The organism is Sandaracinobacteroides sp. A072, from assembly GCF_052616365.1.
This window is the reverse complement of record NZ_JBQXGU010000003.1, coordinates 209,597-223,717: the sequence shown is the minus strand read 5'-3', so window position 1 is coordinate 223,717 and position 14,121 is coordinate 209,597. Positions and strand designations below refer to the sequence as shown.

At 67.9% G+C, this 14,121-nt stretch carries 11 protein-coding genes; 4 read left to right on the top strand and 7 right to left on the bottom strand.

Translation table 11 applies throughout. The features are described from left to right. Positions 1-2: 2 nt before the first annotated feature. From ACUJ46_RS09995 to ACUJ46_RS09980, 4 genes are read right to left on the bottom strand one after another with little or no spacing between them, the layout of a single operon-like run. Positions 3-371 (bottom strand): ArsR/SmtB family transcription factor, encoded by a 369-nt coding sequence (locus ACUJ46_RS09995; RefSeq protein ID WP_445390338.1) that lies wholly within the window; start codon positions 369-371, stop codon positions 3-5. Then, positions 368-3,667, bottom strand: a complete 3,300-nt coding sequence (locus tag ACUJ46_RS09990) for an efflux RND transporter permease subunit (RefSeq protein WP_445390337.1) — start codon at positions 3,665-3,667, stop codon at positions 368-370. The genes ACUJ46_RS09995 and ACUJ46_RS09990 overlap by 4 nt, the downstream gene beginning before the upstream one ends. Next, positions 3,664-4,722, bottom strand: a complete 1,059-nt coding sequence (locus ACUJ46_RS09985; RefSeq protein WP_445390336.1) for an efflux RND transporter periplasmic adaptor subunit — start codon at positions 4,720-4,722, stop codon at positions 3,664-3,666. The genes ACUJ46_RS09990 and ACUJ46_RS09985 overlap by 4 nt, the downstream gene beginning before the upstream one ends. A 15-nt stretch (positions 4,723-4,737) precedes the next feature. Beyond that, the gene (locus ACUJ46_RS09980; RefSeq protein WP_445390335.1) at positions 4,738-5,079 is read right to left on the bottom strand and encodes a rhodanese-like domain-containing protein; all 342 of its coding nucleotides are present in this window, start codon (positions 5,077-5,079) and stop codon (positions 4,738-4,740) included. 182 nt (positions 5,080-5,261) lie between these two features. On the opposite strand from ACUJ46_RS09980, the gene ACUJ46_RS09975 reads away from it, so the two are divergent. Genes ACUJ46_RS09975 through ACUJ46_RS09960 form a run of 4 tightly spaced genes read left to right on the top strand, consistent with a single transcriptional unit; the run spans position 5,262 to position 8,742 of the window. Further along, the gene (locus ACUJ46_RS09975; protein WP_445390334.1) at positions 5,262-6,542 is read left to right on the top strand and encodes an NAD(P)/FAD-dependent oxidoreductase; all 1,281 of its coding nucleotides are present in this window, start codon (positions 5,262-5,264) and stop codon (positions 6,540-6,542) included. Positions 6,543-6,593: 51 nt separating this feature from the next. Next, entirely contained in the window at positions 6,594-6,797 is a 204-nt protein-coding gene (locus tag ACUJ46_RS09970; RefSeq protein ID WP_445390333.1) for a YgaP family membrane protein, read from the top strand. Beyond that, positions 6,784-8,061 (top strand): TolC family protein, encoded by a 1,278-nt coding sequence (locus tag ACUJ46_RS09965; RefSeq protein ID WP_445390332.1) that lies wholly within the window; start codon positions 6,784-6,786, stop codon positions 8,059-8,061. The genes ACUJ46_RS09970 and ACUJ46_RS09965 overlap by 14 nt, the downstream gene beginning before the upstream one ends. Before the next feature lie 33 nt (positions 8,062-8,094). Beyond that, the gene (locus ACUJ46_RS09960; RefSeq protein ID WP_445390331.1) at positions 8,095-8,742 is read left to right on the top strand and encodes a Tll0287-like domain-containing protein; all 648 of its coding nucleotides are present in this window, start codon (positions 8,095-8,097) and stop codon (positions 8,740-8,742) included. 69 nt (positions 8,743-8,811) lie between these two features. Here ACUJ46_RS09960 and ACUJ46_RS09955 read toward each other — a convergent pair whose 3' ends face one another. The 3 genes from ACUJ46_RS09955 to ACUJ46_RS09945 are packed head-to-tail and all read right to left on the bottom strand — an operon-like array spanning position 8,812 to position 14,121. Continuing rightward, complete coding sequence (locus ACUJ46_RS09955) at positions 8,812-9,678, bottom strand: class I SAM-dependent methyltransferase (protein ID WP_445390330.1); 867 nt, start codon at positions 9,676-9,678, stop codon at positions 8,812-8,814. Positions 9,679-9,730: 52 nt separating this feature from the next. Further along, positions 9,731-11,017, bottom strand: a complete 1,287-nt coding sequence (locus ACUJ46_RS09950) for a TolC family protein (RefSeq protein WP_445390329.1) — start codon at positions 11,015-11,017, stop codon at positions 9,731-9,733. Then, the gene (locus ACUJ46_RS09945) at positions 11,014-14,121 is read right to left on the bottom strand and encodes an efflux RND transporter permease subunit (RefSeq protein ID WP_445390328.1); all 3,108 of its coding nucleotides are present in this window, start codon (positions 14,119-14,121) and stop codon (positions 11,014-11,016) included. Before ACUJ46_RS09945 ends, ACUJ46_RS09950 begins: the two co-directional genes overlap by 4 nt.

Here is a 14,121-nt window from a genome sequence, read left to right as displayed (position 1 = left end):
GCTCAGGCTGCCGTTTCGAGGTTGGTTGGCGGCAGGCCGGTCTCGCACAGGTCGCACAGGGCATCCATCACGGCCCGGATCCGCCGGTCGATCAGGCTGTAGCGCACGGTCTGGCCCTCGCGCTCCGGCGCGACCACCCCGGCTTCCCGCAGCAGCGCGAGATGCTGGGAGACGCGGGATTGCGACAGGCCCGTCAGGGCCACCATCTCGCTCACCGTGGGGTGTGGCGCGTCGCCTTCGTCCGCCATGCCCATGCGGCACAGCATCTTCAGGCGATCGGGGTTGGCGAGGATGCGCAGCACCCGGGCCATGGAATCGGCATCCCGGCCAAGAGGGGCCAGTTCGCCGGCTGCGATCTTTTCCTGCATCATGGCGCAGGCACTCCTTTGGTCATGTCGTGGCTCGCCGCCATGCCCGGGCCGGTCGCCGGCAGGCCGTCATCGCGCAGCACGACATAGATTGCCGGGATCACGAGCACGGTCAGCAGGGTCGAGGACGCAAGGCCGAACAGGAGGCTGATGGCGAGCCCCTGGAAAATGGGGTCGGTCAGGATGACGGCAGCCCCTATCATGGCGGCAAGCGCAGTCAACATGATCGGCTTGAAGCGGATGCGGCCTGCTTCCAGCAGCACATCGCGAAGCGGCTTTCCGGGCGCCTTGGCATGGTTGATGAAATCGACCAGCAGGATCGAGTTCCGCACGATGATCCCGGCCAGCGCGATGAAGCCGATCATCGAGGTGGCCGTGAAGGGCGCGCGGAAGAGCATATGGCCGATCACGATGCCCACAAGCGTCAGCGGGATCGGGGTCAGGATCACCAGTGGCACCTTGAAGTTGCGGAACTGGGCGACCACCAGCACATAGATGCCCAGCAGCGCCACGATGAAGGCGCCGCCCATGTCGCGGAACGTCACCCAGGTGATTTCCCACTCGCCATCCCACAACAGGGTGGGCACGCTTTCATCTTCCGGCTGGCCGTTCAGCCGCACCACCGGTTTCACGAGGCCGGCGGCCTCCCAGTCGAAGCCGTCGATGGCGTCATGCACGGCCAGCATGCCGTAGATGGGCGCTTCCTGCGCGCCGGCAAGCTCGGCCATCACCATGTCGGCCGAGCGGCCATTGCGGCGGAACAGCATGTGGCTGCCGCTGCCGGTTTCAGCCGTCACCACTTCGCCCAGTTCCACGAGGCGAGGGCCGGCGGCCGTCTGCGCCATGGCGACGGGTGTTGCCTTCATGGTCTGGTTCCACACCCGGTCCTGCTGGTCGATCGAGAACTCGATCGGCAGCGGGGACTGGTCGCCGTCGCGCGGGGCATAGCCCAGAAGCTGGCGACCCATGAGCGCACCGACACTGTCGAGGATCTGCCGCTCGGAGAGGCCGAGCTGGTCGATCGTCGCCCGGTCAGGCAGCAGCCGAAGCTCGGGCGCAGGGGTCAGGACGCTGTTGTGCACATCGACGATGAAGGGCACCTCGCGGAACAGCTTTTCCACCTGCTCGGCCGTCCTGCGGCGGGTCTCCGCATCAGGGCCGTATATCTCGGCGAGAAGGGTTGCCATCACCGGCGGGCCGGGCGGCGTTTCCACCACCTGGAGCGTCGCGCCTTCGGGCAGCGGCACGGCCTTGAGCGCCGTTCGCAGGGCCAGCGCCACCTCGTGGCTTGACCGGTCCCGCTCGGACTTGTGCTTCAGCGTCACCATCACGTCGCCCATCGACGGGTCGCGGCGCAGGAAATAATGGCGCACCAGCCCGTTGAAGTTGAAGGGCGCAGCGGTTCCGGCATGCACGTCCATCGCCGTCACCTCGGGCAGGCCCCGCGTGACCTCGGCTAGCGAGAGAAGCGTGCGCTGCGTATCCTCGAGGCTTGCGCCCTGCGGCATGTCGAGCACCAGCTGCAGTTCCGACTTGTTGTCGAAGGGCAGCAGCTTCACCGTGACAGCCTTGAAGTAGAACATCGAGCCGGCGACCAGCGTGGCGATGCCCACGGCAATGAGGAAGTTGCGCGCCCTGGAGCGCGTTTCGATCAGCGGCCGCGCGAAACGGTCGTACAGGGCGCCAAGCTTGCCGCCATGGGCGTCATCGGCATGGCTGCCGCTTCCGAACAGCGCGATGCGCGCGAAGCGGATCATCAGCCAGGGGGCGATGATGACCGCCACGAAGAAGGAGAAGATCATCGCCGCCGACGCATTGATCGGGATGGGCGCCATGTAGGGGCCCATCAGCCCGGATACGAACAGCATGGGCAGCAGGGCGGCAACGACGGTCAGCGTCGCGACAATCGTCGGGTTGCCGACTTCGGCGACACCGTCGATCGCGGCCTTCACCTTCGACCGGCCGTCGTGCATCGCCCAGTGGCGGGCGATATTCTCGATCATCACGATCGCGTCATCCACCAGGATGCCGATCGAGAAGATGAGCGCGAACAGGCTCACCCGGTTGATGGTATAGCCCATCAGGTTGGAGGCGAACATCGTAAGCAGGATCGTCGTCGGGATGACGATCGCCGTCACCGCTGCCTCGCGCCAGCCCACCGCGAAGCCGACCAGCAGCACGATGGAAACGGTGGCAAGGGCCAGGTGGAAGAGAAGCTCGTTCGCCTTCTCGTTGGCGGTTTCGCCATAGTTGCGGGTGATGTCCACCTTCAGCCCGTCGGGCAGGAGCTGGCCGCGCATCTGTTCAAGGCGGTGCTCCACCGTCTGCGAGACCGTGACGGCGTTGGCGCCCGTGCGCTTGGCGATGGCGACCGATACCGCCGGGGCCATGGACCAGCGCTTTTCGCCCGCACCTTCACCTGTAGCGGGGGCTTCCAGCCGCCACACCCGCGCCTGTGTGTCGGACGCACCAAGGGAGACATCGGCGACGTCGGACAGATAGACGGGTGCGCCCGTCACCGAGCGAAGCATCAGCCTTTCCAGCTCGGCAGCCGATGAAACGCCGTTGCCGGCCACCAGCATGGTGGCATCACCCTGCTGGCGCACCGTGCCGACAGGCATCTGCCGGGCGGCCTGCCCGACGCTTTCCATCACGGCGGAAAGCGGCACGCCATGGGCCGCCAGGCGGGCCGGGTCGGGCACGACGCGGATGGCGTCGGTCTGCCCGCCGACGATGAAGGTGAGACCGATGTCGGGCACCTTCAGCATTTCCGTGCGCAGGCGCTCGGCGATGCGCCGCAGATCGCGATCTGTCCAGCGGTCGGAGACGTCGGCTTCAGGGGACAGGGTGAGCACCAGAATCGGCACGTCGTCGATTCCGCGCACCGTCACCTTGGGCCATTGCGTGCCGGGGGGCGCCCGGTCGGCATTGGCCTGCAGCCGCTCGTGCACGCGCACGGCTGCGTCCTCGGGGCGGGAGCCGACGATGAAGCGCGCCGTCACCATCACGCCATGGTCGCGCGCTTGCACATAGACATGCTCGACCCCCGGCGTCGCCATGAGGATTTCCTCGAGCGGCTTGCCGACATGCTCGACCACCTGGGAAGCCGACATGCCCGGCACCATCATTTCGATATCGACCATGGGAACCGAAATCTGCGGTTCCTCCTCGCGCGGGATCGACAGCAGCGCCAGCAGGCCGACGAGGATGCTGGCCAGCAGAATGAGCGGCGTGAGCGGTGACTGGATCGTGGCCGCGGTGAGCCGCCCGGCGATGCCGAGGGGAGGGCGCGCGATCATTGCGCAGCCCCTGCCGCAGCTGGCGCCACAAGCACGTCACCGGCCTTCAGGCCGGAAAGAAGTTCGAAGCCGCCACCGGGAAGCGGGCGCACCTCGACCGGAACCTCTGAGGCGCGCTTGCCATCAGCCGACAGCAGGGTTGCGAAATGCAGGCCGAAGCGGCGGGTGATGAAGCGTTCGGGCACCACCAGCGCCTCGCGGATTCCGACATCGACACTAGCTGTCACGCGCTGACCGACCAGCATGGGCGAAATACCGGGGATCTCGGCGTCAGCCGTCAGCCGCCCGCCCGAGATGCCGGGATAGACCTTGGTGACACGGCCCTCGAAGCTGGCGTCTGCCGGGCGGCCGGCAAGACCGGCAACGCCCACGGCGGCACCTGGCGCCAGCGAACGGCCGAGCGCCTCCGGCACATCGAGCCGCACGACGGGCGGGCCTGCCGTGATGGTAGCGATCACCATGCCCGGCGCCACGGCCGAGCCTTGCGGAATGTCGGTGCGCAGCACCCGGCCGGCGGCCGGCGCCACGATGGCCCCCTGCCCGGCAACGGCGCCGACCGCGCCAGCCTGCGCGCGCGCGGCGTCGCGCTGGGCTTCGGCCGCCTTCACGGCCGCAGTCGCTTCATCCAGCCTTGCCTTGGCATAGACACCGTTGGCGTGAAGGAAGGCGATGCGCTCATAATCGGCACGGGCGCGGGCGGCTCCGGCTTCGGCGGCGGCGGCCATGGCCGCTGCCGCCGACTGTTCCTGGCCGAGGCGCGTGTCGGTGATGCGGGCGATTGTCTGGCCGGCGGCGACCTGGTCGCCTTCGCGGACGCGCAGTTCGCTGAGGATGCCCGGAATCCGGGCGCGGGCCTCGGCCATGTCGCGCGTGGTGATTGTGGCGCCGACTTCGGCCACGTCCGCGATTCGGGCGGGCTGCAGTGTCAGCCGCTCGCCCGTGGGCGCGACGGCAGCCGTTTCCTGTGCCGGCTGTTCATCCGTGCCGCATGCCGCCAGGGCGCCCGCCACGGCCAGCAGGGCAACCGCGCGGGCGCGTGTCATCTTGAGTGCCATCGTCCGCACCATTTCTCAGGCCCCCCGCTCGACAGGAAGATCAGCCGAGACCCAGGCGCCAAGCCCGCCGGCCAGATGCCCCTCGACCGCGGCGCGGGCCGCGTCGCAGGCGGCCATCGCCCGGCCTGACCGGCCACCCGCCGCACAGGCGAGAACCAGCAGCCGCCCTTGCGGGTCCGGCAGCTGGTCGGGCGCGAATCGGGAAAGCGGAAGGTTGATGGCGCCCGGTATGTGCCCGGCCGTGAATTCATGCGGTTCGCGCACGTCCACCACCAGCGCCTTGCCTTCATCAAGCAGGCCGGCAAGCGTCGTGGGGGCGATGTCGCGCTCGGAGGTCTTGCGCAGGAAGCCGAACATCGGGGCAAACCTTTCGTCTCTGGCTGGCCGCCCGGTATCCGGCAGGCCGTACTAATTATGACTTGCTTATATCTTACATTCCTAATATACAGTCAAGCATAACTGCTCGTAAGGCTGCATCGCTGAAAACCGCGGTCCGGCCTTCGGTGCGGCGATGAATGAAGAGCGTAAGGAGGGTTCCGATGGCGTTGCCGAAGATCGTTGTGCTTGGGGCGGGTCTCGGGGGCACGATTGCCGCCTACGAGATTGCCGATGCCGTCAAGGGCCGGGCCGAGGTGATGGTCGTTTCCAACAGCGAGGATTACTGGTTCGTTCCCTCCAACCCCTGGGTCGCTGTGCGCATGCGCGAGCCCGAGGCGCTGAGGGTCGAGCTGAGGCCCGTGATGGAGCGCAAGAAGATCGGTTTCACATCGGTCGGCGCGAAGCGCGTGCATCCGGCCGAAAACCGGATCGAGCTGAACGACGGTACCGACGTTTCCTATGACTGGCTGGTCATCGCCACCGGCCCGCACCTCGCCTTCGACGAGATCGAGGGCTTCGGACCGGATGCCAACACCGTCTCCATTTGCGAGACGCATCATGCCCACAAGGCGGCGGACCTTTTCGACCGGATCGTTGCCGACCCGAAACCCGTTGTTGTCGGCGCGGCGCAGGGCGCATCCTGTTTCGGCCCGGCCTATGAATTCGCGATGCTGCTCGATACCGAGCTGAAGAAGCGCAAGGTGCGTGACCGCGTGCCGATCACCTTCGTCACGCCCGAACCCTATATCGGCCACCTCGGCCTCGATGGCGTGGGTGACACAAAGGCGCTTCTGGAAAGCGAGATGCGCGACCGCCACATCAAGTGGGTCACCAACAGCCGCGTCAAATCCGTTGAGCCCGGCACCATGCACATCGAGGAGGTGGGCGAGGACGGCGCGGTCAAGAAGGAGCACAGCCTCGATTTCGGTCTGGCCATGCTGATGCCGCCGTTCCGTGGCGTGCCGGCCATCCATGGCATCGAGGGGCTGGTGAACCCGCGCGGCTTTGTCCTGATCGACAAGCACCAGCGCAACCCTGCATTCCCCAATGTGTTCGGTCTTGGCGTCTGTGTCGCCATTCCGCCCACCGGCCCGACTCCGGTGCCGGTCGGTGTTCCGAAAACCGGCTTCATGATCGAATCGATGGTGACCGCCATCGCCCACAATCTTTCCGACCTGCTGGACGGCAAGGAGCCGAGCTGGGAAGCAAGCTGGAACGCCATCTGCCTTGCCGATTTCGGCGATGGCGGTGTCGCCTTCGTGGCGCAGCCCCAGATCCCGCCGCGCAACACCAACTGGTCGTCCAGCGGCAAGTGGGTCCATCTGGCCAAGATCGCCTTCGAGAAATATTTCCTGATGAAGGTGCGTCGCGGCGAGAGCGAACCCTTCTACGAGAAGCTGGCCCTTCAGGTGATGGGTGTGAACAAGCTGCGCGACCGCTGACCGGTTGCCGGGCGGGCTTCTCCCTTTGTTGATCTTGCAGGAGTTGATGCCATGAATCTCGATCGCGCCGTTTTTGCATTTGCGGGCATTGTCGTGCTGCTCAGCGTGGCCCTGGCCGTCACGGTCAACATCTGGTGGCTGGCGCTCACGGCCTTTGCAGGCTTCAACCTGCTGCAATCGGCCTTCACGGGCTTCTGCCCTGCCGCCATCGTCTTCAAGAAGCTTGGAATCCAGTCCGGCAATGCCTTTCGCTGACCCTGCCCGCCTGCGGCGTCAGGCAGCTTTCGGAGCGGGCCTGGCTGCCCTTCTGGCTGCGACACCCGCCATGGCCGTCACGCTCGATGAAGCCGTGGCTTCGGCGCTCGCGTCATCCCCCACGGCGCGCGAAGCCGAGGCGGGTGTCGATGCGGCGCGCGCGCGGCTTTCGCAGGCGCGCGGCGCCACGTTGCCGACGCTCAGCGCCATGGGCATGGTGGGCACCGGCCGTCTGGATCCGAAGGGCTATTTCGGCCTTGTCGAGGATGATGTTACGCCCCGCATGGGCCAGGTGACGCTGGAACAGCCCCTGTTCGCCGGTGGCCGCATCATGGCTGGGCGCGCCGCTGCGCGCGCCGGGCACGAGGCCGCCGAAGCCGGGCGCGACATGACCCGCGCGATGCTGGCGGCCGAAGTCGCTGGCACCTATGCCATGGTTCTGACGACTGGCCGCGAAGTGACCCTGCGGCGCGCCCAGCTTGCCCAGATGACCGAAATCGAGCGCCAGGCCACCTTGCGCTACAAGGCAGGCGAGGCCGCCTCGACGGATCTGTCGCAGGCGCGCGCCCGCCTTGCCGAGGCCGAGGCCGGGCTGGAAGCGGCCCTCGGGCAGGAAGCGGGCGTTAAGGCCCGGTTCCGCGCCCTGACCGGCCTTGAGCCGGAAGGCCTTGCCGCCCTGCCACCCCCGCCGGAAGCGCCGCCCAGCCGCGCCGATGCCGTGGCCGCGGCGCTTGCGGCGAACCCCGGCCTCAGGGCGTCGGAAAAGGCAGCCGAAGCCGCCGCAGCGCAGCAGCGCGCCGCCCGGGCGGACTGGCTGCCGACAGTCGGCGCCTTTGCCGAAGCCTCTGCCGTGCGCGACCAGTTCTTCCCCGATTATACTGCGGACCAGGCCATTGTCGGCGTGCGGGCGAAATGGACCCTCTTCGATGGCGGCCGCGCCGGGCGGATTGCCGAAGCCTCGGCTGGCCGACGGGCAGCCGATGCCGCGCGTGATGGCGCGCGTGCGCAGCTCGAAGCCGAGACGGTTGCCGCCTATGAAGCCGTGATGGCAGCCCGCAAGGTTGCTGCTGCCGTCAGCCGCCGCGAGGCTGCCGCCGCCGAAGCGCTGCGCGCGACCCGGCTGGAGGTGAAGGTGGGCATGAAGACGCAACTGGCCCTGCTGGATGCCGAGCGCGAGGCGCTGGAAGCCGCCGTCGCCTCTGCCCATGCCGAAGGCAATCTCGTTGCATCGGGATGGCGCCTGAAGGCACTGACGGCCAGCTGACGACCGAATGACGGACTGAAGGGGGACGGATCGATGACTGCAGAAAGACGCGCCGGGCCCGTTTCCCTTGCCCTGATCCTGCTTGGTGGCCTTGCCGGGTGCGGTGAAGCCGTTCCGACCCTGCCCGAAGGGCGTGAGGCCGAACTCGCCGCCCGCTCCGCAGGGCTGGCCAACGCCTTTCAGCAGGAACTGCAGGTGGCGCTGAAGTCCGCCATCGCGGCGGGCGGCCATGTCGGCGCCATCGATACCTGCGCCAGCGTCGCCCCCGCGATCGCCGAGCGGCTTTCCGAGGAAAGCGGCGCCACTGTCAGGCGCACGGCCCTGAAGGCGCGCAACCCTGTCGCCAAACCCGATGCCTTCGAGCGCGAGACCATGTCCGCCTGGATTCGCGGCCCCGTTGATGCCGAAGGCCGGCCCGTGGTCCGTGCGGCCGTCGTGCGCGCCGCAACCGGGCAAGCCGGTGGTGGCGGGGCCGAATATCGCTGGATGCGCGCCATTCCGGCCCAGTCCATGTGCCTTGCCTGCCATGGCAAGGCCATTGCGCCCGATGTGCAGAAGGCCATCGACGCGCGCTATCCCGAAGACAAGGCCATCGACTTCGAGGCCGGCGACCTGCGGGGCGCCTTTTCCATCCGCTGGACAGGGGATGCCGTGACGGCCGGGGTGATCCCGCCCGCCTGATGGGCCTTTCACCGCCTGATCCCCCTGCTGCTGGCTTGTGCGGCGGGGAAGGGCATTTCCGGCCGGTGGTCAGCCCGGCTTGTGCGCCTTCACATGGATCCAGGCCGCGTCCATCACCACCCCTTCGGGCCTGTGGTGGCGGGCATAGACCTGTTCCAGATCGTCGCGCACGGCGGCGCGCCTGGCTGGCGAGGCATTGTCCAGAAGCTCGGCCACGGCAAAGGCCCTGAGCGCGAAATCGACGACTTCCGATGGATTCAGACCCGGTCCGCCGATCACCTGCTTGGCCCGCCTGAGATCAAGCGACACGGATTCGAGCCCGGCACTGGCCAGGATGTCGAGAAGATAGGCTTCGTCGGCCAGCTGGAAGGGGCCGGGGGCGCGCGGATCGGGCTTGGGCAGCGGCAGGTGGCGGCCGACAGCGGCGCGCATTTCCGTCATCCACGGGTTTTCGGACGGGGCCGCCCACACCGCGAGATCCATGCGGCCACCCGCCGCCAGCAATTGCGCAAGGCTGGCATAGGCGGCGTGCGGATCCTCGAAGAACATCACGCCGAAGCGTGACATCAGCCTGTCGAAGGGCGCGCCTTCCGGCACGATATGCGCGGCATCGCCCAGCTGGAAGCGGATGTTCTGCAGCCCTTCGGCCGCGGCCCGGCGCGCGGCTTCGGCCACCAGCACGGGCGCGATGTCAAGCCCGGTTGCTGATCCGTCAGGTCCCACCTGCCGCGCGATCTGCCGTGTCGTCCAGCCGCCGCCGCAGCCGACATCAAGCACATGGGCGCCGGGCGCGAGTTCGGCGGCTTCGAGCAGGCTTTCGCCGATCGGGGCGAGCATCGCTTCGAAACGGTCGAGATCGGCGAGCCAGCGCTCGCCACGGATGCCGGCCCAGTCTTCGGCGCCGGGGGCGGGGTTTTTCTGCTTGTCCTTGCTCATGCGCCTGTCTTGCACCGGGGTTAGCCGGCTTGCAATCGCGGGATTGCCCTTTTCAGCGTGCAAGGGTTGTAGGTGACGGCATGGCCTCGTGCCTGTCTTCGGCGTGCATCCACAGCGTGTGGCTGTCGATCCGGATCCGGGCGATGGCGCGCAGGGCTTCCGTGCGGGCAGACGCTTCGGCGAGGGCTGCCTCCTGTGCCTGCCGCTCGGCATAGAGGCGGTCGGTCAGGTCGATCCCGCCCAGCGCATGGCCCTTCGCCATGCGGCGGGCGGCCGATTGCGCCGCCTGCGCTGCCGCGCCTGCTTCGCGCCATGCGGCAAGGGCGGCTTCGGCGAGCGCCCTGTCCCGCGCGGCAAGGGCTGCGATGTCATGCCGTCTGGCAGCCAGGTCCGCCTGCGCTGCATTGGCGCTGGCACCCGCTTCGTCGGCGCGCGCACGGCGATGGGCGCCCCCCAGCGGAACGGAAAGGAGAAGGCCGACACCCCGTTCCTCGCCACCGCGCTCGGAAAAGCCGCGAACGCCGATCGACGGGTCGGCCAGCCGGTCATGCCTTGCCCGTTCGGCGCGTGCGCCCATGCGCTCGGCCTCGGCGGCTGCCGCGCCGATCTCGTGGCTGCGCTCAACGACAAGTTGGGCCAGATGGTCCAGCCCTTCGGGCGGCAGGGCCGGATCGGGCAGGGGCGGCGCTTGCGCGGGCAGGGGCAGGGCCGGAAATTGCGCTGCAAGGCTTGCCCGTGCAGCGCCCGCCCGGCCATGCGCCGCGCGCGCGGCTGCGCGGGCCGTGCCGAGGGCGATTTCGGCCTGGTCGCCTTCCAGCGGGGCTGCATCGCGCAGCGCCACCCTTTGCCGCGCCGCGTCAAGGGCGGCCCCGGCGATGCTGCTGGCTGCATCGAGCACGCGCGCTTCCGCTGCAGCGCCGAGCCAGTCCCACCAGAGGTCGTTAAGCTGGACGGCCGCCTGGTGGCGCGCATCCTCGGCCATGTCCGTGGCCATCCGCACACCCGCTGCGCCCATCCTGCGATCAAGGGCTGCCTTCCCCGGCAGGCGGATGGCGCGGGTGAGCGCTGCATCATATTCGCTGTATTCGCCCTCGCCGTCGATCCGGCGGCGCATGAAGGAAACGCTTGCCTCGAACTCGTGCGGGCCGGCCCTGAGCGCACGCGCCTCGGCGCGGGCTGCTTCCAGGCGGGCGCGAGCGGCCAGAACGGCGGGGTGGCCGTCGAGCGCTGCCTCCACGGCTTCGGCAGGCGGCAGGCCGGCCTCGAGCGTGGCTGCCGCCGCCGGGGTTGCGCTGGCGGGCGCGGCCAGTGCCATCAGGATGAACGCCACGCGCATCATTCGGTTTCTCCGATCCGGTCCTGCCATCCCCGGTCTTCCCATCCCCGGTCTTCCCCGAAGCGGGCATAGAGCAGCGGCAGCAGCACCAGCGTGAGGAATGTGGCCGTGACCAGCCCGCCGATCACGACGATGGCGAGCGGTTTCTGGATTTCAGAGCCAGGCCCCGTCTGGAACAGCAGGGGCACAAGGCCGAAGGCGGCGATGCTGGCTGTCATCAGAACCGGCCGAAGCCGCCGCCTCGCGCCCGAAATCACCGCTTCCTCCAGCGGCAGGCCTGCTTCGCGCAGGTGGCGGATGTGGCTTACCAGAACCAGCCCGTTCAGCACGGCGATGCCGAGCAGCGCAATGAAGCCGACGGAGGCCGGAACCGACAGATATTCGCCAGACAGCCACAGGGCCATAATGCCGCCCACCAGCGCGAAGGGGATCATCAGCAGAATGAGGATCGCCGGCCGCGCCGCGCCGAAGCTGAGGTAGAGAAGGCCGAAGATCATCGCCAGCGCCACGGGCAGCACGATGGCCAGGCGGTCTGCCGCGCGCTGCTGGTTTTCGAACTGGCCGCCCCACACGATGCGGTAGCCCTGCGGCAGCACCACTTCCGCCCCGATCAGCCGCTGTGCTTCTTCCACATAGGAAACGATGTCCCGGCCCGAGACGAAGGCCTGCACAAGGGCGAAGCGCGAGCCGTTTTCATGTTCGAGCTTCACCGGCCCTTCCGTGCGGGATACGCGGGCGAGGTCGCTTGCCCGGGCGGTGGCGCCCGTGGGGCTGAGGAGGATCTGGTCGGCGAACAGCCGGGCGTCGGCTGCGACATCATCCGGCCCGCGCAGCAGGATGGGCGTGCGCCGCGTGCCTTCCGCCACGACACCGGCTGGCAGGCCCTCCACCTGCGCCCGCAGCGCATCCTGAAGGTCGCTGGCCGGGAAGCCGGCGCGCCCGGCCGCGAGGCGGTCGATTTCAAGCGTCAGGTAATCGACATTGTCATCGGCAACGGTGATCACCTCGGTCGCGCCCTCGATCTTCGTCAGCCGGGCCTCGATCTCGCCGGCGAGCCGGCCGAGCGTTTCCAGATCCGGGCCGAAGATCTTGACGGCGAGGTCGCCACGGCTGCCGGTCAGCATCTCGGAAATGCGCATTTCGATCGGCTGGGTGAAGCTGGGCTCGATTCCGGGGTGGGCTTCCATCGCCCGGCGAAGTTCCTCCACCAGCCAGGGCTTGCTGGGCACGCGCCATTCCTCCAGCGGTTTCAGCACCAGGAAGGCATCCGTCTCGTTCAGGCTCATCGGGTCGAGGCCCAGTTCGTCGCTGCCCACGCGGGAAATGACGGAACGGACTTCGGGAACCTTTTCGAGAATGGTCCGCTGCACCGCGAGATCGCCGGCAACGCTGTGATCGAGGCCGATGGAGGGGTGTTTCGCCGTCTGCATCAGCACCGCGCCTTCATCCAGTGTGGGCAGGAAGGTCTTGCCGACCTGTGTATAGGCAAGGCCCGCCACCGCGAGCGAAGCAAGTGCCAGCCCATAAGCGAGCGGCTTGCGGGCAAAGGCCCCATCCAGCAGCCGGGCATAGGCGGGTGCGATCCGGCGCATGGCCCAGCTGTCATGATGGCCGTCCTGCTCCTTCAGCCCCCAGGACGCCAGGACGGGCACGATGGTGAGCGCCAGCAGAAGCGAGCCGGCCAGCGCCATCACGATGGTGAGCGCGACGGGGGCGAACAGCTTGCCTTCCAGCCCCTCCAGCGTGAGGAGCGGCAGGAAAACGAGGCAGATGATGACGATGCCCGAGAAGACGGGACGGATGACTTCGCTGGTTGCCACAAGGATGTTGTGAAGGCGTCCGGCGGAACGGTGCCTGGGGTCTGACAGGCGCTCGACGATATTTTCCACCACCACCACCGCGCCATCGACCAGCAGGCCGATGGCAATGGCAAGACCGCCAAGGCTCATCAGGTTTGCAGTCAGCCCGAAGCCCTGCATGAGGATGAAGGTAATGAGCGCCGCAAGCGGCAGCGCCGCCGTGACGATGAGGGCGGCGCGCCAGTCCCCCAGGAACAGGAGGAGGAGAATGATGACGAGCACGACTGCTTCCAGAAGCGCTTTTTCCACGGTCTGGACGGCGCGGGTTATCAGGTCAGAGCGGTCGTAGAAGACATCGATCGTCACACCGTCGGGAAGGCTTTGTTCCAGTTCGGCAAGGCGGGCCTTCACGCCCGAGACGACATCGGCCGCATTGGCGCCGCGAAGGCCGATGACAAGGCCCTGCACCGCCTCGCCCTTGCCGTCGCGGGTGACGGCGCCATAGCGCGTGAGGCTGCCGCTGCGCACATCGGCGACATCGCCCACGCGCACGACTGCGCCATTGGCAGCAGCCAGCGGAATGGCGGCGAGATCCTGAAGCGTTGTGACAGCGCCCACTGCCCGCACGATCAGGGCGGATTCCCCGTCGGCCAGCCGGCCGGCGCCGTCGTTGCGGTTTCCGGCTTCGATGGCATCGGCAAGGTTGCGCGTGCTGATTCCGGCTGCCGCCATGGCGACGAGATCGGGCACCACCTCGAAGGTCTCGACCCGGCCGCCCAGTGCGTTCACATCGGCGACGCCCGGCACCGTGCGCAAGGCCGGGCGGATGGTCCAGTCGAGCAGGCGGCGCTTTTCCGCCAGGCTCAACGGCCCCTCGATCGTGAACATGAACATGTCGCTCAAGGGGGTGGAAATGGGGGCGAGGCCGCCTTCAACCGTATCGGGCAGGTCTGCCTGCACGGCCGCGAAGCGTTCCGCCACCTGGCTGCGCGCCCAGTAGATGTCCGTCCGGTCGTCGAAATCGATCGTGATGTCGGCGATGGCATATTTCGCGACCGACCTCAGGATGCGCTGGTCGGGGATGCCGAGCATTTCCTGCTCGATCGGGGTGATGACCCGGGCTTCCACCTCCTCCGGCGTCATGCCCGGCGCCTTCAGGATCAGCTTCACCTGTGTCGGCGCGATGTCGGGAAAGGCGTCGATGGGAAGCGTGATGAAGGACCATAGCCCGGCCGCTGCAACCAGCAGCGACAGGATGGCGACGACGATGCGGTTGTCCAGCGACCAGCGGACGAGTTGGCGCAGCAT